We start from the raw sequence: 19952 nt of genomic DNA, 5'->3' as shown, positions 1-19952 counted from the left end.
GTTATTTGTTTGTTCCCATTATACGTTTTACACTGCGCTAAAATAGATAAGTCAGATGGAAATCAATAATGGCATTATTCAACAAATTACCTTTGCAACTTGCAATCGCAAGTACGCTTGCTGCATCAGTGACAGCAATCGCTGCTGAGCAACCTACTGAAAATACAGCAAAAGATATTGAAGTTATTTCAGTGACGGGCACACGTCGTAGTTTACGTAGCTTGTCAGAAAGTACTGTTCCGGTTGATTTATTAACAAGCCGCGACTTAGCAAGCACAGGTCAGCTTGAAATTAGCCAAGTACTTGCCTCTCAGTTGCCTAGTTTTAACTACCCAAGTGCAACCCTTGCCGATGGTACTGACCACGCAAAACCTGCTGTATTACGTGGCCTTGCACCTGATCACACTCTGGTATTAATCAACGGTAAACGCCGCCACGCGGGTGCCCTATTAAACTTAGGTGGCACAGTGGGCCGCGGTTCAACGGCGGTTGATTTAAATAATATTCCTACCTCAGCAATTAAACGCGTAGAAGTACTGCGTGATGGCGCTGCCGCGCAATATGGTTCTGACGCCATTGCTGGGGTAATTAACATTGTACTAAAAGATGCCGACGAAGGCGGTAGTGTAAGCTACACCTATGGTGAGTACGACACACAAATGGCAGGCTCGCCACAGTTATTAGGCACAAGCGCAGATAGCGAAGGCAACTTAAGCTTTGCAAAAGGCGCTGACCGCAAATTAAACGATGGTATTTCGCGCACCGCAAGTGCTAATGCGGGTTTCTCATTTGCAGATAATGGCTTTATTAATATTTCAATTGAATCGCGTAATAACGAGCCAACTAACCGCTCAGGTATTGACCAGCGTGAACAATATAGCCGCGATGTAAACGGTAACCTAGACCCACGTGAATTCGACTTTGACCGCTACAACCACCGTTTTGGTAAAGCCGATATCGAAGATATCGCCCTATTCTATAACCTAGGTTATGAGTTTAACGACACGTTATCGCTTTATTCATTTGCTAGTTACTCAAACCGTAAAGGTAATTCGGCTGGTTTTTACCGCCGTGCGAAAGACTCTCGTAACTTACCTGAAGTATATCCTGACGGTTTCTTGCCACAAATTGATACCGACGTAGATGACTACTCATTTGCTATTGGCCTGAACGGCGAAACCAATGAGTGGACATGGGATCTAAGCAGCAACTATGGTCGTAATGACTTTGGTTTAGGTGTTAGCAACAGTTTAAACACGTCAATGGGTGTAAATAGCCCAACAGAGTTTGATAACGGTGCGCTTGTGTATGAGCAATACTTAGTTAACATGGATGCCAGCAACACGCTTGATTTAGGCTTACCTGACGATGTGTTTGTCACCATTGGTGCAGAGTATCGCCACGAAAACTACCAGATTAAAGCAGGTGAAACAGCTTCTTATATCACGGTACTTGATGATGCAGGTAACCCTGTTGCTGCCGGTGGTGCACAAGTTTTAGCAGGCTTTTCACCTGACAGTGCAACTGATGAAAGCCGCCATAATGTCGCTGTATTTGCTGAGTTTGATACCTACCTTACAAGCGACTGGAATGTAGTTCTTGCTGGCCGCTTTGAAGATTACAGTGACTTTGGTAGTACTTTTACATCAAAACTGGCTTCTCGTTACAGCGTGAATGAATCATTGTCTCTACGTGGTGCAATTAGTACTGGATTTAGAGCGCCGTCACTTGCACAAACGTCTTACAAATCGGTAAGCACGGTATTTGAAAATGGTATTCCAAGTGAAGTTGGTTTGTTCCCTGTTGATGAACCTGCGGCGCGCGCATTGGGTGCTCGTGACCTTGATGCAGAAGAATCAGTTAACATGACTGCGGGCTTTATCTTTACGCAAGGTAACTTTAGTTTAACGCTTGATGCATATCGCATCGACATTGATGACCGTATTGTGTTGTCTGAGAACTTAAGTGGCCCTGCCGTCGAGGCTATTTTAGCCGAGGCCGGTGAGCAAAATACTCAACGTGTTCGCTACTTCACCAATGCCATTGATTCACGTACGCAAGGTGTTGATATTGTTGCAACCTATTCATTAGGTTTAGAAAACTACGGTGACTTACGCTTAAGTGCAGCTGTTAACTTTAATGACACCGAAGTTACTCATGTTAAAGAAAACCCTGCTGAGCTTGAAGCCCTTGGTGATAGCTACGAATACTTTGCGCGTCGTGAAATTACCCGCTTTGAAGAAGGCACGCCAGCAAATAAATGGAACTTGTCTGCAACATGGGACGTTGAAAACTTCCAAACAACACTTCGCGCCACGCGTTACGGCGAAGTGGTGGATACATCAAGCACACCAGAAGGTGATGAAGTCATTGATGCAAAATGGATCACTGATTTAGAGGTGGCATACCGCCCATCTGCACAATGGAAATTTGCTGTTGGCGCAAACAACTTATTTGATCAGTACCCACAAGATACTGTAAGCAACATAGGTTACAGCGACTTTAATCAAATTTTCACTTATAGTGCGTTTACACCTTATAGTTTAGATGGCCGTTTCATCTACGGTAACATCACTTATAACTTCTAAAAATAATCGGTGCTGGCTTAGGCTAGCACCGCTTCCTTATAAAAATATAACTCGTTTAACCAACTTTTTTCACACTTGCTGCGACTAACTTAATAACGCAACCCATTAAGGACAGCATTATGAATTTAGTACGCATCACAGCATCAGCTCTATTTGCCGCAGCCACCACTGCCTGTATTGGTCTTTCTAACGCAAGCACAACAATTGACGATAACAACTACCGTGTTATCACCTTTAAGGACTGTAAAAAAGTGCATGAAGGCACGTTAAACAATGAGCAAATCGCCGCCTATCAACAATTAAAGCGTGAGCAAGAAAAACTTGAATCACTGGAGCTTCCCCTCACTGAGATGGAGCAGCAAGTCACAGAATATTCACAGCAAATAGAAGCAATTACAGTAAAGGCCGTGGTAGAAGATGAAAACCACCTAAGAATCAACAAAGATTTATTAAAAGAGCAAGATGAATTAACTCATAAACTTGATTCGCTCATTGCTTCTCATGATGCCGACTTTAAAGCGTTAAATGAGCAAGCTAAACAAATGGAAAAAGCGGCTAAGTTATTTGATGAGGCTATGAAACCTATGATGCAGCAGGGTGAATCGACTCATTTGCAAATTTTAGCGCCAGGCGAAGCTGAAAAATCAGGCTGTTTTTACTCTATCTAAAGCGCGCTTTTAAGCTGTGTATAAAGAGCGGTATGCGTTTGACGAATATCCTCTTTATGCACTTGCTTAAACCACTTAACAGCTTGCTCATGTTTACCTGCTTGCCAGTTTAGCTCGGCTAAACGTAACTTTTAGATAGCAAAAATAAGTTGATCAGCTGATTCACTCATATACTCAAGTGCTTGTTGATAATAGCGTTCTGCTTTTGAGTAATGCCCCAATAATTGATGAGTCCGTGCCAAGTTCCCTAGTGCAAGGGTTATTTTACGGGCATGACTGGTCTTTAAAATCCAGTCAACTGCGGCCTCTCTACTGATCAAAGCACTCTCTAAATCACCCAAAGAATGAAATACATGGGCTTTGTTTGATGACAACTCAAAATGAAAAATAGGGTCTTTGCTCTTACCAAATCGACGCTCGGCTTTATCAAGAATTTGTAAAGCCGTTTCTTTATTACCAAATACATGCTGTAAATTTGCCAATTCAACCATGCGCATTGGGTTACCAAACGAGTCAAAAATAGCCTGTAGCTTTTCAAACGCTTTCGTTGCATATTTTTGAGCTACTTCGTGCTCCCCGAGGTAATGCATTGATTTAGCGTAATAAAAGTACACCTGAACTTGAAATACTTCAGGTAGTTCGGGAGTTTGAATGAAAGGTTCGGTATGTTCTTTTAAAGGAAGAAAGTCCATTTGATCATAATAATAATCAAACTGATAAGACTTAATTTCATACCAACGGTCTGAATGAAACTCACTGTTTTTAAGCTGTAGGTTTATATAGTCTAGGCAACTTAATTGCTTTCGCTGCGCACAATAAACCTCATGGTCACTGAAGTTTTCAGAAGCACTGCTCTGAAAAGACAACAAACCGAGTAATAACAGCATTAATCTATTTTTCATTCACTACTTTCCAGTGAGTACACATATAAAAAGTAACAAAAAAGAATGAATTTTGACAGTATATTTTTAATTTATTGTTACAAATGTAATTAAACAAGAAGCCTTTATAAAGGCTTCTTGTTTATTTTTGACGCTAAAGTAGCAGTAAACTACCCAAACCAAGGAACGTGACAAAGCCGACAATATCAGTGACTGTAGTCAAAATAACGGAGCCCGAAAGTGCAGGATCTATCTTAAGCTTATCCAAAATAGATGGGATCACCACACCTGATAGTGATGCAGCAACTAAGTTTAATAGTATGGCAATCGTAATGGTTAAACTCAGCATTCCGTCGTTAAACCAGAAGTAAGTGAGCACACCAATTACAAACGCCCATACACATCCATTTAATGCACCAACCCTAAGTTCTTTTTTCAATAGTGCTCTGCGGTTAGAGTCTGTCACCTGACCTAGTGCTAAACCGCGCACAATAACCGTTAACGTTTGGCTTCCTGCAATTCCGCCCATCGACGCAACCACAGGCATCAGTACCGCAAGTGCTACAACCTGTTCAATGGTCGCACCAAATAAGCCGATAAACCAAGAAGCTAAAAACGCAGTAGCCAAGTTAATACCCAACCAAATACCGCGGTTTTTTGCAGACTTTGTTACACTTGAGAACAGGTCTTCGTCTTCACGAAGACCACCCGCTTTAGCAGCGGCTTCGTCGGTTACTTCTTGGCGTAATTCATACGCCGATGACACTGATAAGCGGCCTAGCAGTTTGTTGTCGGCATTCACCACCGGCATGGCCATTTTTTCGCTATGTATTACCACTTCAGCAGCTTCATATAGGTCATCATCAGCATGCAAAGCCGACACATCAAGGTTCGCATAATCAAGTAAGCTGTCGTTATCGTTGGCTTTAAATAGAGCATTGATTGCCACTTCACCTATCAATGTGCCTTTGCGACTCACTAAATAAATTACTTCGGTATATTGCGGTAACCCTTTTTGAAAAATCTTACGGGCACCTGCCACGGTAAGCTTTTCCGACACTTTTAAGGCATCAAAATCTAACCAGTGACCTAATTGTTCTGGATTATATTGTTGTGCTAGCTCATATTGTTTTGTTTGAACTTCATCGAGTTGGCGACGGGCATAATCAACAAACCGCTCAGGAATGATTTCTTCCAGTTCAAGTAACTCTTCAACACTGACTTCATCAAGTAACTTAAACCCCTCAGCTTCATCTAAGCTTTGTAATAGCCAACGACAACTATCGCCACCTAAATTAATGAAAATTTCGTGTTGTGTATCTTCATCAAGTAGCTGCCATATCTCTAAACGCTGTTCTTTTGGTAAGGCTTCAAATAAAAGCGAAAGATGCTCTGTAGAGAGTTTTTCTTTGGCATCAGCAAGTAACTTGTTTTTACGGGTGGTGGTATCACACTGTAGTAGCTCATCAATGAGCTGCGGAAGTTGGTCAACAGGGTATTCAATCATCTGCAAACTCGGTTAAATACATCAATAACAACAGTCTAACCTAGCTTTATAAAAATAACTGCTACTCAATAAATTTATTTTTAAACTAAATTTTTAATTGGCTTGGGGTGATCCCTGTCCAGCGTTTAAACGCACGCCTAAAGTTTGCTATATCGTAAAACGATAAGCGCATAGCCACTTGCTCATTACATTGCTTACGCATGGCAAGCAGGTAAATCGCTTTACGCTTACTTTGCTCATCATACAATGTTGAAAAACGCACATTATGCGCTTTAAGTTTACGTTTAAAGGTTGCTGAGCTCATAGCAAAAGCACAGGCCACTTGCTCTAAGTTAAGAGCAGGATTTTGATAAATTAATCGCCCTACAGCCTCGACAAACGTTGTATTGGCATAATTGTATGCTGCAAGCTGTGAGTTAATTTGCGAAAAACGAAAACTACTAAAAGCAGGATTTTTCATTCGCAATACTTCTTTATTTAATATCCATTGCGTTATTGGCTTTTCAAACGCAACTTTTAAGCCTAGATGTTGCTCGTATTCTTGGCTATGTCTGGCACGTTTATAAGCAAAGTCAAATTGGCAATGAATACGCTCGCCCGCTACTTTTTTAAGGGTTTGATAAAACGCTGCACTGTAAATTTCCATAACATATTGGCTCATTTCATCATCAAGGCCGACAGCGTTTTGCAGCACAATATGATATTGCTCATTGTGTAGATAACTATAACTAAACAACAACGGAGCCAATTGCATACGCAATGTGTGTAATTGCTTAAGTGCCTGACCAATACTTTGGCTTTGCAGTACGCCTTGGGCGGCAACGGAGGTATCGTTAGCAAGCTGGCTGCCAAGCAAAAACCCACTGTCAGCGGATTTCATCAACACCTTAAATTGAGCCAGTAAACGTACTTGCTGTGAAATACTAAACTGATGTTGCACGCTCATTAAGTCTTGCTCAAACACCCCTGTGCCTCTAAGCAATTTATGAAGCTCCACTCCACGGCTCAAAGCAAGCTCTACTAGCGTGGTGATAAGCCCCTGTGCAGTGAGGTATTTGTCATCTTGATTAAGATACGGCTTCACTATGACTCACTCTTTGTTGTTTTTGTTGTTGTAACTGGGTATGCAAGCGAGCGCTCAAACTGTGCGCTGAATCATCTTGTTTTCGGCTCACTAAAGCAGACGAAACATGTTGAAACTTAGCCTGTTTAGCGCCTTCAACTTTAAAAGCACAATGTGTCAGCGCGGCGATTATTTGCGTTACCAACTCTTTGCCTTGCTGTTCAGTTGTATTTGGCATCAACACCATAAAACAGTCACCTGCATAGCGGCACACAACATCACTCAAGCGACAGTTCATTAACACCAGTTCGCTTACTTCGCTCAATAAGCGATCGCCTTCCATAAAGCCAAATTCAGCGTTAAAGTTTGAAAAGTCTCGAATATCAATTGCCGCCAACTGCAAGGGTTGTGGCACGGTTAATTGATCTTTCAGTACGCTTTGCAAATAATTGGCTTTGTAAAGCCCTGTTATCGAGCACACTAACTCATGCTCGCGATGCATTGCTTCACGACGTTTTAGTTGGCGATTTAATACATATTGCTCTTTGTGCCATTGATAGAGACCAATGCTTGTAAAAATCATCCCTACAGGGGCAGGTAAAGATTCGATCCAAGTAAGCCAAGTATTAGTGGGCTGATGCAGCCATTCATCAAATAAATCGAGAGAAGCTGAAAACATAAAAAGCCCAAGCCCCAAAACTAAAAAACTGGTGACTTTACTGGGAGGCCTTGAAATAAGCAGTGCTGCAATCCATGTCAGTGTCATCAACACAATGCCACCTTCACCTAAAATATCTAACCATGCAATGTCGGCAAGTGGTTTTAACTCCCCTGCTTGTGCGCTTAGCAAAAATGCAATTACAAACAGGGCAATCACAACATTGGTTAACAATCGATGATGAGTAAAAGGGTTAAATCGCATTTTCTATACCTAACAATAAATCACACTGCCATGCTAACCCGTTAGCATTTAAAGCAGCAGGGTCATATTAGCTCAATGATGTGACAGCAAAACGACAATGCTCCCTTTTTAACCCCTTTCAGCGTTGTATTTACTTTAATTGAATGGGGTGATTGCAGCTCAAAATGCTTTCAAAACACCTTTAATTGCTTGTTTTTACTGGTTGTTAGCGGTTTTTTGTCACATTTGCGTCATTTAAGCTGGGTAGTTTGCTCTCCAAACCAAGGACAATCAGGAGCAACCCCATGAAACAATTTAAAACGAAGGCGTTAGTCAGCGCTCTCGCCTTATGCCAATTCGGTGCCTATGCACAAGATGCACAAACGGCAGATGAAAAAAAAGTAAAAGTCTCAGAAGAGCTTGTTGTGTATGGTGAAATTGGTTATCGCAACCGTTCACAAGAACTTGCCCCCACACTTGAGTATTCGCAAGAATACTTCCAGCGTTTTGAGCCACTTACCGCAGGTGACGCATTGAAGCGTGTACCAAGTGTGACGTTTTTGTCTGACGTTTTAGAATCAGATGGAGCACGTATGCGAGGCTTGAGCCCTGCTTATACTAAGGTGCTTATTAATGGCGAAGAAGTGCCAGGCGCAGGTGCAGACCGCTCATTTTTTGTTGACCGCATTCCTGCAGAGCTCATTGAGCGTGTAGAAATTATTCGTGCATCAAGTGCAAACCGCTCAGCCGATGCCATTGCAGGTACACTAAACATCGTTCTTCGTGATGGCTACAGTTTAGATGGTGGTTATTTGCGTGCGGGTGGCCTACGTTATGATGATGGCGAATTAAAAGAAAGCTTTGCAGGCGTTTACGGTACTGAATTTGCAGGTGGTCGCTTATTACTTGGCGCAAACTTACAAGGCCGTTATAACCCAAAACAAAAATCAAGCCGACGCTATGGCGACAGCCCTGAAAATAACGCCAATTATCAAACGGAAGAGTTTGATAACCGCGAAGATCAAACCGACACCCGCGACGGTGACGATACCTCACTCAATGCCAGCTACGAAATCGCCTTTGATAATGGCAGTAAATTCGATATAAGCGCTATTTGGGTTGATACAGACCGAACAGAAGATGAACGTTCATTTGAATACGACGACCCAACCGCCACCAGCAATTCGATTGTTGAAGGGGGGAATCTTGAAACCGACAATGCCAATGTATCTTACATTGATCAAACCAACTACAACATTAACTCAGGCTATGAGCTACCACTTTTTGGTGGCACCAGTAAATTCAAATTAGGGTTTGCACGCTTTGAAGAGTCTGTGTACGAACAAGAAGTAGAAATTGATACCTCTGAACTTCCTATGGTATTCGAAGAAGAGGAAGAAACCGTTGATATCGACGATAAAGAGTGGTCATTGCAATGGCAACACAGCCTATTTGCGGGTGAAAATAAAACCATTCAATTTGGTGCGTTTTTACAAGGTAAAGAACGTGATACGGCGGTTTATCAAGCCGAAGGGGAAAGCGAACAAAACTTTGCAAGCTGGGATCAGTTCAGCAAAACCCCACTGTCGCTGGCAGGCTTTAACAACGAGTTTGAAGCAGCGGCTGGCGGTGTAAATACACTTGAAGAAGACCGCTTAGATGTGTTTGCACTGGTAAAACACGAAGATCAAGATTTCTCGTGGGAAATGGGTGTGCGTTATGAGTCAACCGACTCAAACATTACCGATAAAACTGAAGGTGTAACAGCAGACAATGACTACGACTTTTTCTTACCGTCAGCCCATTTACGCTACAACGTTTCTGAAAACGGCCGTGTAAGTGCCTCAGTTGCACGCAGCCTGCGCCGCCCAGATTTTGATTACATCACCCCAGCTCTACTTGAAAAAGAATTAGGTGATAACGACTTTTTAGGTAACCCAGACCTTCAGCCAGAATCATCGTGGGGTATGGACCTTGGTTATGAGTATCGCTTAGGCAAAAGCGGCGTAGTAGGACTCAATGTATTCTACCGTGATGTTTCTGACCTGATTGAAATTGCTAATACTGGCGTAGAAGGCTCAGAAGGCGAAGGCACCTATATATTGCAACCACGTAACACAGGTGATGGTACTGTGAAAGGGGTTGAACTTGACTTATCAACGCCTCTTTCGGCCCTTAGCATGCCAAACACTGGGGTATTCTTTAACTACTCATGGCTTGATTCAGAAGTAGATGACGCCTTTGGTAGCCGTAAATTTAACGACCAATCTGACTATGTATTTAACGTTGGTTTTATTCAAGACCTACCTGATTTAGGCGCTTCATTCGGTGCAACTTACCGTAAACAAGGTGATGCTTATGGTCGTATCGTGGGTGAAGAAGTGACTACACACTACGGCGCAGACCTTGAAGTATTCGTAGAAAAACGCTGGCAAGACGTCACGCTTCGTCTAGTGGGCTCAAACCTACTAGATGCAAGCAAAGACGAGAGCTTTAACAAGTTCGACACCGTTGATGACCAAATCAACCGCGACTTTGACGAGTATGAACTGGAATCTGAAGAAGCAGGCCCAGTCATTCAGTTAATGCTGCGCTACGCGTTTTAATACACAAAGAGTTATTAAGGCAGCTCACTGCTGCCTTGTTTTATAATTGGGGATCCCATGAATTTTACAACACCACTAAACCTTGCTGCCAGTGCAATATTGCTAAGCACCCTCGCAGCCTGTAGCCAAACAACGGCAACCGAGGCACCAAGTAAAAACCAATTAACTGCCTTTGGCACAACTGAAAATATGCAAGGCTCACAAGCAGCAGCCATTGCTGATGACGCTTGGCTATTAAGCTCACAAAGCCAAGGCTTACAACTGATAGATGCGAAAGGCGCTACGCATATTCTTAAAAAAGGGAATTTTGAAGCCTTATCTGTTAAATCAATCAATAATAATAACTACCTCGTTGCAAGTATTGATAACGAAACTGACCAAGCGGTTATTTTTAGCTTACAAAAAACACCGAAATGGCAGTTAACTGAAATTAGCCGTATTACACCACCAAAAGCAAAACCAGAGGCAGTGTGCTTATTTGCAAACCCAACGACTCAAGCTGTGTCGGCGTTTGTAGCAGACGCTCGTGGTCTTATTCGTGAAACCTTAGTATTTGATATTGAAAATAAGCGCTCATTAAATATTGAATTGCGCGAATTTGCAGGGGTTAGTGAAACATCAGGCTGTGCGGTTGATGATAACAGTAAAACCCTTTATGTAAGTGAAGGCGAAGTAGGCATTTGGCAAATTAACGCTGATGCCGAATCTCGTGCCGATAAAAAACCCCTTGCTATGATGGCACCATTTGGCACTTTAGCCCCAGAGGTTGGCGGTTTAGCAACAACAAGTGACGGTAGCTTATGGTTCACGACCTCAGAAAATAACCAATTGCACCGCCTTGAGAGCAAAACAAAGCGCTTTAACAACTGGCAATTTGCAGATGAATTTGCAATCGAATCTGCTGCAATACGCTTTAACAACAATCAAGCCGATATCGTGCTTTACGATGATGAATCAGGTCATTATCTTAAGGGGCAAATCGACGCCCTGCCAGAGCAACAAAACAAGGCTAAAACAACGGCTATTACTTATATCCATGCACAAGCACAAACCGATGCAGTGCGTGCTTTTGGTGATGCCGCCGATGATCCTGCTATTTGGGTTAACCCTAATAATGCAGCTAACAGCTTAATTCTGGGTACTGATAAACGTCGTGGCTTGATGGTATACGACCTTGCAGGCAAAGAACTACAAGCATTGGAAACAGGCCGATTAAATAATGTAGATGTACGCCAACATTCAAGCATTGATAACTCTACAAATACGTGGATAGCAGGCAGTAATCGTACTTATAACAGTATTAGTGTGTATACCGTTGATAAACGAAATAAAGTACAACACTTAGCTGAGCTGCCAACTACTCTAAAAGAAATTTACGGTATGTGTATGTATTCATCAAACACAGGCAACTATGTGTTTATGAATGATAAATCGGGGCTTTTTCAACAATATAAACTAACTGGTAATAATGAGGGTGTATCAGCACAACTAGTACGTGAATTTAGTGTTCCAAGCCAACCTGAGGGGTGTAGTGCTGATGATACAACCGCAGAGCTATTCTTAGGCGAAGAAGATGAAGGTATTTGGTTTATAGGTGCTGAGCCAAACGCTGGCAGTGAACCTGTTATGCTACAAACAGTAAACGATATACTGGTGGATGATATCGAAGGCATGGAAATCTACCACGCTAAAGATGCCCGTTATTTAGTGGTTTCTAGCCAAGGTGACTATACATATGTGCTCTATAAAATAATTGATGGTAGTACACCTAGCCTTGAATTTGCGGGTAAATTTGCAATAAGCAATAACCTTGAACAAACCATTGACGGTGTATCAGAAACTGATGGCTTAACCGTTACACCTGCATCTTTACCTGGTTACCCTGAAGGTGTACTCATAGTGCAAGATGGGTATAACCGAATGCCACAAGCGCCGCAAAACTTTAAAATTATTGACTGGCGTGAAGTAAAAAAAGCACTTAAATAATGAAGTTGCAGAACTTAGGAAGGTGCTGAGGTAACTCAGCACCTTTTTTATTTCTATAATTTACAGTAAATCAAGCGCTAAGGATTAAATCAGTGTACTTAACCACCAAAGCAACAAGACCAGAATAGAGATACCTACCAACGCTTTGGTTTTATGCTTTTGAATAATACGTTCAGCTTGATTACCCGCATAATATACTACGGCAGCTAAAGCAAAATACCGTATTGAGCGGGCAATAACCGTCGCTAATAAAAACAATACAATGGAGTATTTCGTGGCGCCAGCAGCGAGCATCGCAATCTGAAACGGAATGGGCACAATACCTAACGTTAAAACAAACCAAAAACCTTGTGACTGCATTTTTTGCTTCACTTGTTCGAACTGCTCTGGATTCGAAAAGGTATTTATGACCCAATCGCCAACAATATCAAACAAATAATAACCCAAGGCATAGCCAAATACTGCACCAATAATACAACCAACAGTCGCCATTAGCGCAATAAGCCAGAGTTTTTCACGGCGCGCTTGCATTAAAGGAACAAGCACCGCTTCTAACGGGATAGGCACTATGGTTGACTCTAAAAAGGATGCCACCGTAATCGATTTAAGCATATGTTTAGAATCAACAAACTGCCGCGTTTTTTGCTTAAGCTTTTTTCCTATTGCCATCATCTATCCTTAAGAGTCGTGTTCGTTTTAGCGTACAGCAAAAATCCTTAACCGTCCCTTACAAAGAGTGGCTATAGCGTCCTCGCCCTGCATTTTTAGCCTTATACAACGCTTGGTCGGCACGCTTCATCGTACAGCCAAAAGTCTCTGCATGACGCTTTGTCGCGGAGCCTACACTCACGCTTAATACTTTATTAGACGTAACCATTACATTATTTGCTAAGCACACTAATTGTTCACATATTTGCTTTAGCTGTAACACATCATCTGTAGGTATAAAAAGGGCAAACTCCTCACCTCCGATACGGGCAAATAAAATCGCAGGGTCTAGCTTCTGCTGGCATCTATCAACAAAATCAATTAACACTTGATCGCCCACGTCATGCCCATATTGATCGTTGATTGCTTTAAAGTGGTCAATGTCCACTATTGCCAGACTATGCTTTTTTATTTGGTTTTGCTGCATGAAATGATAGAAATAGCGGCGGTTATAAGCCTTGGTTAGTACATCTGTTTTTAGTTCGTCAGCTAACTTTTTATATGCTTTAGAGAGATCTGATAGCGCCAAAAAAAGCCCTGCTCCCGTAATCAGCATACCGATTGTTCTAAACATGTCTTCAACGTAAATACCTATCCACTTAGGCTGATAAACAAACTCATCTAAAAAATCAAACGTTAAGCCGATACTCCATAGAAATATACCACTACTGAGAAATAGATAACTGACTTTGACAACTGCCGAGGTTTGCACAAACGAAAAGATAAAAATCAGAATTAGTAAGTTGATAACATCAGAGAGTACACCATTTATGTAAATGTCTGCTTCGAGGTGATGGTAAATCGACAAATAACCAACAACAATACCCAACAGAGTAATAATGAATAGGCTAATAAAGCATTGTTTTAATCGTTTTGAAGCCGGTGGTGAATTAACACCGCCCTCTACTGGTATCATTGTTTTTTTCATCAAGCACAACCACCATGACGGCAAGTGAGTAAAACAGTAACAAAGAGCAAAAATAAGTACAGAAAATTGCAATAATCTTCAGATAAAAACAGTATTTGGAATGGAGTAATTAATCTAAAAGCAATCCTTCAGGATGATTTAAATTACCTAAAGTAGAACCAATGAGCTTAAAGGGATCTGCTTAGCGCTTGTAGGATATTACTTGTGGCACAGTTGTCTTGAACGCTCCGCTTCTAACAAACATAATCTCATTGTTATTGATAAACAATGCTGCTAATTTGTTTAAGCGGGTAAATAAAGTAAGTGCTAGTTTTTGTCATCCATCCAATCGAATTTTGCTCTAGCGGGAGTTGGCACTTTTAAGCTTCATGGATACAGGAAGATCTATATGAGAACAATGGAAAACATTATAATTGAGCGTGGTGATCTTGAGAAAATATACCGCTCGGATCATGACCTTACACTCTGGCGCGGATTACATATTGATGAGGTTAACATCAAGACAAACCCACTGTATCCAGACCTTGCTCGAAAAAGACTTCAAAATGGTAAGATTTGAGAGCCTGATGTTGAGGTTTACAACTCAGAGGTTAATGGAAAACAGTATGTCAAATCTGAGGAAGGTAAAGGTACTTCAGTTGTAAATACTGATGGTATGTTTGGCTACAAAAAATGGGAGTATTTTATAATCCCCGCAGGAACCCCTATCAGAAATAGGCTTATCATCACAAAAGACCATGTTATCCCCAGAAAAAAGACAAAGGATAATGGACCTGTATGGCATTATTCAATTTCCCCAAATTACGATATGCCAGTAACAGAGTTTTTAGACGCGCTAGATGAATTAGCGAGAGATGCCGGAATTAGAATACAGGTTAGAAAACATGCAAACTCCTGATCACCGAATGATGTCTGTGTGCATTCAAGCATTACAAGATGCTATCAAATACTATGAATTTTTATCGCAATCAGAAACTGTCGATCTTGATGATTATCAAGAATGTATTTTTATGTATGAAAGGCAACTATGTCAATTGGTTAAACTATACAAAAAAGCAGAAGCAGAAGGAAACGTCAATATCCCTTTAGAAGAACTACTATCCCCACCCTACGATGAGTTAAAAAGCTAGTCAAAATGAATGCGTTAACAGCTCTTTCCCCCGCACCAGTGCCTGTATCAGAGTTTTGTCTTCGTCCTGAAAACATTGATCTAAAGGGGCTTTGTAAATGAAGGTTTTTTTCCAAAATACATTAAAAGTGTTTTACGCATTTGTAGAGCAATTTGTATTTTATATTGCGGCTATAATTGCATTCCTATGTTGGGTTTCTTTTGAAAATATATACTTAACAATTTCACTTTTTATTTTAATTTGTATACTTTTTTGGGCAATCCCGTCTGTTGTGAAGCGAAATAAGTAGAGCTTAAATGTTTATCATCAGGACATTTTTCGCTTTACTCTGGTTTGCGGTTAGTTCACCACTTTACCGCAAACGTCACTAAGTGAAAAACACCTGTAAAAACAATTTTAAGCATTTTTTAACATAATTATAGATAGTCTATAGTTATTGTAACTCACAGCACATACCTAGTTATCAGGCTCCAACAGCCCAAGTTAAGCCTTATTCTGTTTAAAATATCGCATTTACGTGATTATTTTTTTATGATGCCAACCATATTTAATAACACGCTATTTAGAAATGACGAACGCTCGCTTTATTCCTTTTCGTAAATACGACATTATCTCCCTGTGCCAAGCCTATCTAAACGAAGCGGATCATCAGTCATTCGCTGAATTTTCGACTATTTTGCAAAGTGTTATTCATTACCAATACCATGACTTATTAGAGTCATTAAAAAATAACTATGCCCCGTTTGATCCCAATGCAGACACACGTTTATTAAACCCGATTGACGATAAAACACGTAAAGCGCACCAAGCTAAATTCGCGCAACAGTTTGCCACTGTGCTTAATGCAGCAAATTATGAAACCATCACCAATCAGGACTTACAAGAAGCACTTAATGAAGAATCGCTTTTTAAAGTACGTTTAGCTGTGGAGTTTGCTGACTTTGCCGAAGTGGTGTTCTATCGCCGTGGAGAATCTCAAAAAACAGAAACGCTACGTACTTGGTGGGGCTTAAGAAAAAAGCAAGTTCAGTTTACTAATTACGATCGCGTTGCCATATTCATTCGCTTTAAAGATGAACAATATTTTTTAGAGAAGGGCAAAAAGCCTATGGGTTTTGAGCCTAGCTCAACCATTGTTAAGCTATTTCAGAATGTTCCAAAAGCTGACTTGGAAATGCTATTTCCAAATAGCGAAGTGAAAATGCGCCCTATCGATAAACTTATTATTGGCTCTTCAGCTTTGGTAGGCGGAACTGTGGTATTGGTTACTAAATTAGGTGCATCTATTTTACTGTTAATTGCCATGATTGCTTTTTGGGGAGGCTGGCGCAGCGAAGAAGTGCACATGAGCCAACAGCACTTTATTACTTTTGCTATTGGTATGGGTGTATTTGGCAGCTTTATTTTTAAGGAATGGAGCAAGTTTAAAAACCGTAAAATTCGCTTTATGAAAGCCTTGGCAGATAACTTATATTTTAAAAATCTCGATAACAATGCGGGCGTTTTTCATACCTTAGTAGATGCAGCCGAAGAGGAAGATGTAAAAGAAGCTCTGCTCGCTTATACGTTTTTACTCAAAGCAGATGAAGCAATTAGCTCAGTCCAATTAGATCAGCGCATTGAAGCATGGTTTTACAGCACTCAGCAATGCCAACTCGACTTTGAAATTGACGATGCACTTAGCAAACTCGTCAAGCTCAACCTTGTTGAAGAAACCCAAGGTTTATATCAAGCGGTTGATTTAAAAACAGCAAAGCAACGTTTAGATGCGCGCTGGGATGGATTTTTCACCTTTGGTTAATGCTACTTTATCTCATTGAGCTTGCGTGAATAAAAGTCTACTTCTAGGATGAAATTTTCCAAATAAAAAAGACCATACCATGCAATTTAAAAAAACAATGATAATCGGGGCCAGCTTGCTATGTGCTGCAAATACGGCCCCTGTTTATGCAAACGACAAGTTTGTTTCTGAGGATATCTTTCAATTAGAGTACGCTGGCGACCCACAAATTAGTCCTGATGGGAAAAAAATTGTCTACGTACGCAGCGGCTACGACATCATGAAAGATGGTAATAAACGTAGCTTTTGGCTATACGATCTAAAATCAGGTCAGCACACTCCTCTTTTCGCTGATGAACACAGTTACAGCCAACCGACTTGGTCACCGGATAGCAAAAAAATTGCTTTTACCAGTAATGTAAGTGGTTCTAATCAATTACATGTTTATTGGTTAGCGCAAGACAAACAAGCCCTCTTAACTCAGCTTCCAAAATCAGTTGGCAATTTAACTTGGTCTCATGACTCAGAGCAAATCGCCTTTACAATGAATATCCCAGAAGGCAAAACAGCCTTTGCTAAATCGGTCAAACTCCCTAAAAAACCAAAAGGCGCAGACTGGTCAAAACCTGTAAAAGTAATCGAGAAAGCACGTTATCAAGCGGATGGTGCGGGTATGCTTGAACCTGCCTACCGACATGTATTTGTTATTCCTGTATCGGGTGGCACACCTCGTCAACTAACCACGGGCGACTATCAACATCGTGGTCCACTCGCATGGAGCCCTGATAATACAAAACTCGCGTTTTCAGCAGATCGAAATAGTGAATGGGAATACCGTACGACCGAGTCTGATCTTTACGAAATTAATATCAACACAGCGGAACTAACTCAGCTAACCGACCAACCAGGGCGAGAAACCAATCCTCATTATAGTGAAGATGGCGACGAGCTTGCATTTATCGCTCGCGACAATGCCCCTGTGCCTTACATTAATTCAACCCTTTCAATGCTTGATTTAGACGATAAGTCAGTCAACCATATAACCAAGGAGCTAGACCGCTCAGTTGCAGACTATAAGTGGTCTGGAGATGGCGATTTTATCATTCAGTATGATGACTTTGGTAAGCGTAAACTGGCTAAGGTCTCAAGTCGTGGCAAAGTCACTGACTTAACAGACACACTCTCGGGTACATCAATTGGCCGCCCGTATATTAGTGGTAGTTTTAGTATGGCAAATAATGGGGCCATTGCTTTTACAACAGGCAGTGAATACCGCCCTGCTGATCTAGGTTATCTTTACAAAGGTAAAAGCAAAACTCTTACGTCATTAAATGAAGATGTATTAGGCCATAAAAAGCTTGGTAAAGTACACGAGTTGAATGTGAAGTCTCAGTTCGATGGCCAAGCAATCCAAGGTTGGTATATCACCCCTCCTGATTTTGATGAAAACAAACAATACCCACTGATGGTTGAAATTCACGGCGGCCCGCACCTTGCGTATGGCCCAAGTTTTACCGCTGAGTTACAACGCTATGCCGCAGAAGGTTACGTAGTTGTGTATGTAAATTACCGTGGCTCAACAAGTTATGGTAAAGACTTTGCGCTATTACTTGATGGTAAATACAGCTCAGAGGAAGATTTTGCCGATCATAACTCAGCGGTTGATGCGATGATTGAAAAGGGCTTTATTGATAAAAATAACCTGTTTATTGCTGGTGGTTCAGCGGGTGGTATTGCAACGGCTTATGCAGTTGGTTTAACAAACCGCTTTAATGCTGCGGCGATTACTAAACCGGTGATCAACTGGTTAAGTAAAACCCTGACAGCCGACAGCTATATTGGCCAAATTCGTAACCAATTTCCGGGTATGCCTTGGGACAATGTTGAGCACTATTGGAAACGTTCACCGCTTTCATTAGTGGGTAACGTGACCACGCCATCACTTATTATGACAGGTGAAGAAGACCGCCGTACGCCTATTTCAGAATCAGAGCAATTCTATCAAGCACTAAAACTGCAAAAAGTAGATACCGTGCTTATTCGTGTACCTGGTTCACCTCACGGGATTGCAGGTCGCCCTTCACGTATGATCTCAAAAATTGAATACACACTTGCGTGGTTCAAGCAGTATCAGAAGTAATTTCTTAAGAGCAGGCGCGTTGCTCTCGCGCCTGCTTAAAAATAATTACGACTGAGCGCAAGTTGAACGCTGCCAATCGACTGCGCTTTTTCGCATTGTACTTTATGAGTAGAAAATGTGAAAATTAGCTCCTTTATAACTACCTAAAAGTAAGTATGAAACCGCTCAAGCCGCACTTTCGACATTCCTCTAAACTTTATATTCATACCCTGTCCTCTCATTTTAGTTTTTTTTTAGTTAAGTATATTTGTTTCTTTTGTGGCTGCTTTTTAAGCTTTATATTGCACGACAAGTTTAACGTACCGATTGTTGTTGCAGCGGCGGGGACTGGTTTACTAGGTACCTTTATTCCTTTTCCAAGGTATTTTAAGTCACACCCTTACTCAGCTATTTATGCGGGTAGTTTCGCGGGTATGTGCTCTTCAAGCTTAATTGCGAATTATTGGGAGCTTGGGCTTATTTCATTTTTAGGTGCATGCTTATACATTTTAACCATGAACCTATTTGCTGGCTTTGGTGGGCGATTAGGCAGTATCGCGTTTGCCAGTGTTGCACTTTACATGTTAGCTAAAGGGGTTGTTGCATGAACTCAGTCATCATATCACTTGTTGTGCTGGCAGCATTTGCAACCTACTTGTTAGCTCATCATAATCGCTTTGACGGTATTAGAGCGTCTGCATCATTATCAATTATTGCATATTGTGTACTGTACTTTGTTACGCCAGATGTTGAGCTGTACAGCGTTGCCTTTTTTGGCGGTACGTTTATTGGTATGAGTGCCCCAAAACGCTTTGGAATTTTTACACTCGCTATCTCGGCATTGCTTTTTTCAATATTATTTGAGTATTTAGTGCCGCTATTAAATGGCTATGGCGGCGCATTAGGGTTAAGTGCATTTTTGTCCGTATGTATTTGTCACATTGGAATTTTACTTGGCGCACCGCGCAGCAAAGCCTCAGCGAAAGAGTAGTCTTTAATACCCGACACTAAATGACTGCCGACCAAGGTCGCATATTATTTAATCAAAAAGCGCCCTATATTTTTAACATGTTGTAAACATCTCTCA

Annotated in this window: 15 protein-coding genes and 1 pseudogene; 10 read left to right on the top strand and 6 right to left on the bottom strand. The window is 41.3% G+C overall.

What is annotated here, in order from left to right:
• The first annotated feature begins 68 nt into the window (after positions 1 to 68).
• Complete coding sequence (locus L0Z67_RS05270; protein WP_237127688.1) at positions 69 to 2588, top strand: TonB-dependent siderophore receptor; 2520 nt, start codon at positions 69 to 71, stop codon at positions 2586 to 2588.
• 119 nt (positions 2589 to 2707) lie between these two features.
• Positions 2708 to 3256 (top strand): hypothetical protein, encoded by a 549-nt coding sequence (locus L0Z67_RS05265; RefSeq protein WP_237127689.1) that lies wholly within the window; start codon positions 2708 to 2710, stop codon positions 3254 to 3256.
• Positions 3257 to 3387: 131 nt separating this feature from the next.
• Here L0Z67_RS05265 and L0Z67_RS05260 read toward each other — a convergent pair whose 3' ends face one another.
• The 4 genes from L0Z67_RS05260 to L0Z67_RS05245 form a co-directional block, all read right to left on the bottom strand.
• Complete coding sequence (locus tag L0Z67_RS05260; RefSeq protein ID WP_405128548.1) at positions 3388 to 4158, bottom strand: tetratricopeptide repeat protein; 771 nt, start codon at positions 4156 to 4158, stop codon at positions 3388 to 3390.
• Between the two features lie 133 nt (positions 4159 to 4291).
• Positions 4292 to 5644, bottom strand: coding sequence for a magnesium transporter (locus L0Z67_RS05255; RefSeq protein ID WP_062570447.1), 1353 nt, complete (start codon positions 5642 to 5644; stop codon positions 4292 to 4294).
• 85 nt (positions 5645 to 5729) lie between these two features.
• Positions 5730 to 6728 carry an AraC family transcriptional regulator ligand-binding domain-containing protein gene (locus L0Z67_RS05250; protein ID WP_193988525.1) on the bottom strand — a complete coding sequence of 333 codons (999 nt, stop codon included), beginning with the start codon at positions 6726 to 6728 and terminating at the stop codon, positions 5730 to 5732.
• On the bottom strand, positions 6712 to 7629 hold the full coding sequence (locus L0Z67_RS05245; protein WP_062570445.1) for a GGDEF domain-containing protein: 918 nt from the start codon (positions 7627 to 7629) through the stop codon (positions 6712 to 6714). The genes L0Z67_RS05250 and L0Z67_RS05245 overlap by 17 nt, the downstream gene beginning before the upstream one ends.
• Before the next feature lie 284 nt (positions 7630 to 7913).
• Between L0Z67_RS05245 and L0Z67_RS05240 the strand changes: the two genes are divergently transcribed.
• The gene (locus tag L0Z67_RS05240) at positions 7914 to 10214 is read left to right on the top strand and encodes a TonB-dependent siderophore receptor (protein WP_237127691.1); all 2301 of its coding nucleotides are present in this window, start codon (positions 7914 to 7916) and stop codon (positions 10212 to 10214) included.
• Between the two features lie 57 nt (positions 10215 to 10271).
• Positions 10272 to 12200, top strand: a complete 1929-nt coding sequence (locus L0Z67_RS05235) for a phytase (RefSeq protein WP_237127692.1) — start codon at positions 10272 to 10274, stop codon at positions 12198 to 12200.
• Between the two features lie 84 nt (positions 12201 to 12284).
• On the opposite strand, the gene L0Z67_RS05230 is transcribed toward L0Z67_RS05235, so the two are convergent.
• Positions 12285 to 12869, bottom strand: a complete 585-nt coding sequence (locus L0Z67_RS05230; RefSeq protein WP_130151173.1) for a YqaA family protein — start codon at positions 12867 to 12869, stop codon at positions 12285 to 12287.
• 58 nt (positions 12870 to 12927) lie between these two features.
• On the bottom strand, positions 12928 to 13836 hold the full coding sequence (locus L0Z67_RS05225) for a GGDEF domain-containing protein (protein ID WP_062570441.1): 909 nt from the start codon (positions 13834 to 13836) through the stop codon (positions 12928 to 12930).
• Between the two features lie 574 nt (positions 13837 to 14410).
• Here L0Z67_RS05225 and L0Z67_RS05220 point away from each other — a divergent pair.
• From L0Z67_RS05220 to L0Z67_RS05195, 6 genes and pseudogenes are all read left to right on the top strand, one after another.
• Positions 14411 to 14734: pseudogene (locus tag L0Z67_RS05220) on the top strand (hypothetical protein); the annotation flags it as partial.
• The gene (locus tag L0Z67_RS05215; protein ID WP_193988522.1) at positions 14721 to 14966 is read left to right on the top strand and encodes a hypothetical protein; all 246 of its coding nucleotides are present in this window, start codon (positions 14721 to 14723) and stop codon (positions 14964 to 14966) included. The pseudogene L0Z67_RS05220 and the gene L0Z67_RS05215, both read left to right, overlap by 14 nt.
• Before the next feature lie 568 nt (positions 14967 to 15534).
• A complete protein-coding gene (locus L0Z67_RS05210) occupies positions 15535 to 16767 on the top strand; it encodes a TMEM143 family protein (protein WP_193988521.1) in 1233 nt (410 codons plus the stop codon).
• 79 nt (positions 16768 to 16846) lie between these two features.
• Complete coding sequence (locus L0Z67_RS05205) at positions 16847 to 18886, top strand: S9 family peptidase (RefSeq protein ID WP_062570437.1); 2040 nt, start codon at positions 16847 to 16849, stop codon at positions 18884 to 18886.
• 281 nt (positions 18887 to 19167) lie between these two features.
• On the top strand, positions 19168 to 19473 hold the full coding sequence (locus L0Z67_RS05200; protein WP_062570436.1) for a hypothetical protein: 306 nt from the start codon (positions 19168 to 19170) through the stop codon (positions 19471 to 19473).
• On the top strand, positions 19470 to 19856 hold the full coding sequence (locus tag L0Z67_RS05195) for a hypothetical protein (RefSeq protein WP_405128547.1): 387 nt from the start codon (positions 19470 to 19472) through the stop codon (positions 19854 to 19856). The genes L0Z67_RS05200 and L0Z67_RS05195 overlap by 4 nt, the downstream gene beginning before the upstream one ends.
• The last annotated feature ends 96 nt before the right edge of the window (positions 19857 to 19952 follow it).

The sequence above is a fragment of the Pseudoalteromonas sp. PB2-1 genome, from assembly GCF_045040605.1.
In the GTDB taxonomy this organism is placed as follows: domain Bacteria; phylum Pseudomonadota; class Gammaproteobacteria; order Enterobacterales; family Alteromonadaceae; genus Pseudoalteromonas; species Pseudoalteromonas arabiensis.
The sequence above is the reverse complement of the archived record's forward strand: the minus strand, read 5'-3'. Positions and strand labels throughout refer to the sequence as shown.

Coding starts and splice junctions, on each gene's coding strand:
- L0Z67_RS05270 (WP_237127688.1), top strand. CDS start 69: ATGGCATTATTCAACAAATTACCTTTGCAACTTGCAATCGCAAGTACG.
- L0Z67_RS05265 (WP_237127689.1), top strand. CDS start 2,708: ATGAATTTAGTACGCATCACAGCATCAGCTCTATTTGCCGCAGCCACC.
- L0Z67_RS05260 (WP_405128548.1), bottom strand. CDS start 4,158: ATGAAAAATAGATTAATGCTGTTATTACTCGGTTTGTTGTCTTTTCAG.
- L0Z67_RS05255 (WP_062570447.1), bottom strand. CDS start 5,644: ATGATTGAATACCCTGTTGACCAACTTCCGCAGCTCATTGATGAGCTA.
- L0Z67_RS05245 (WP_062570445.1), bottom strand. CDS start 7,629: ATGCGATTTAACCCTTTTACTCATCATCGATTGTTAACCAATGTTGTG.
- L0Z67_RS05240 (WP_237127691.1), top strand. CDS start 7,914: ATGAAACAATTTAAAACGAAGGCGTTAGTCAGCGCTCTCGCCTTATGC.
- L0Z67_RS05235 (WP_237127692.1), top strand. CDS start 10,272: ATGAATTTTACAACACCACTAAACCTTGCTGCCAGTGCAATATTGCTA.
- L0Z67_RS05230 (WP_130151173.1), bottom strand. CDS start 12,869: ATGGCAATAGGAAAAAAGCTTAAGCAAAAAACGCGGCAGTTTGTTGAT.
- L0Z67_RS05225 (WP_062570441.1), bottom strand. CDS start 13,836: ATGAAAAAAACAATGATACCAGTAGAGGGCGGTGTTAATTCACCACCG.
- L0Z67_RS05215 (WP_193988522.1), top strand. CDS start 14,721: ATGCAAACTCCTGATCACCGAATGATGTCTGTGTGCATTCAAGCATTA.
- L0Z67_RS05210 (WP_193988521.1), top strand. CDS start 15,535: ATGACGAACGCTCGCTTTATTCCTTTTCGTAAATACGACATTATCTCC.
- L0Z67_RS05205 (WP_062570437.1), top strand. CDS start 16,847: ATGCAATTTAAAAAAACAATGATAATCGGGGCCAGCTTGCTATGTGCT.
- L0Z67_RS05195 (WP_405128547.1), top strand. CDS start 19,470: ATGAACTCAGTCATCATATCACTTGTTGTGCTGGCAGCATTTGCAACC.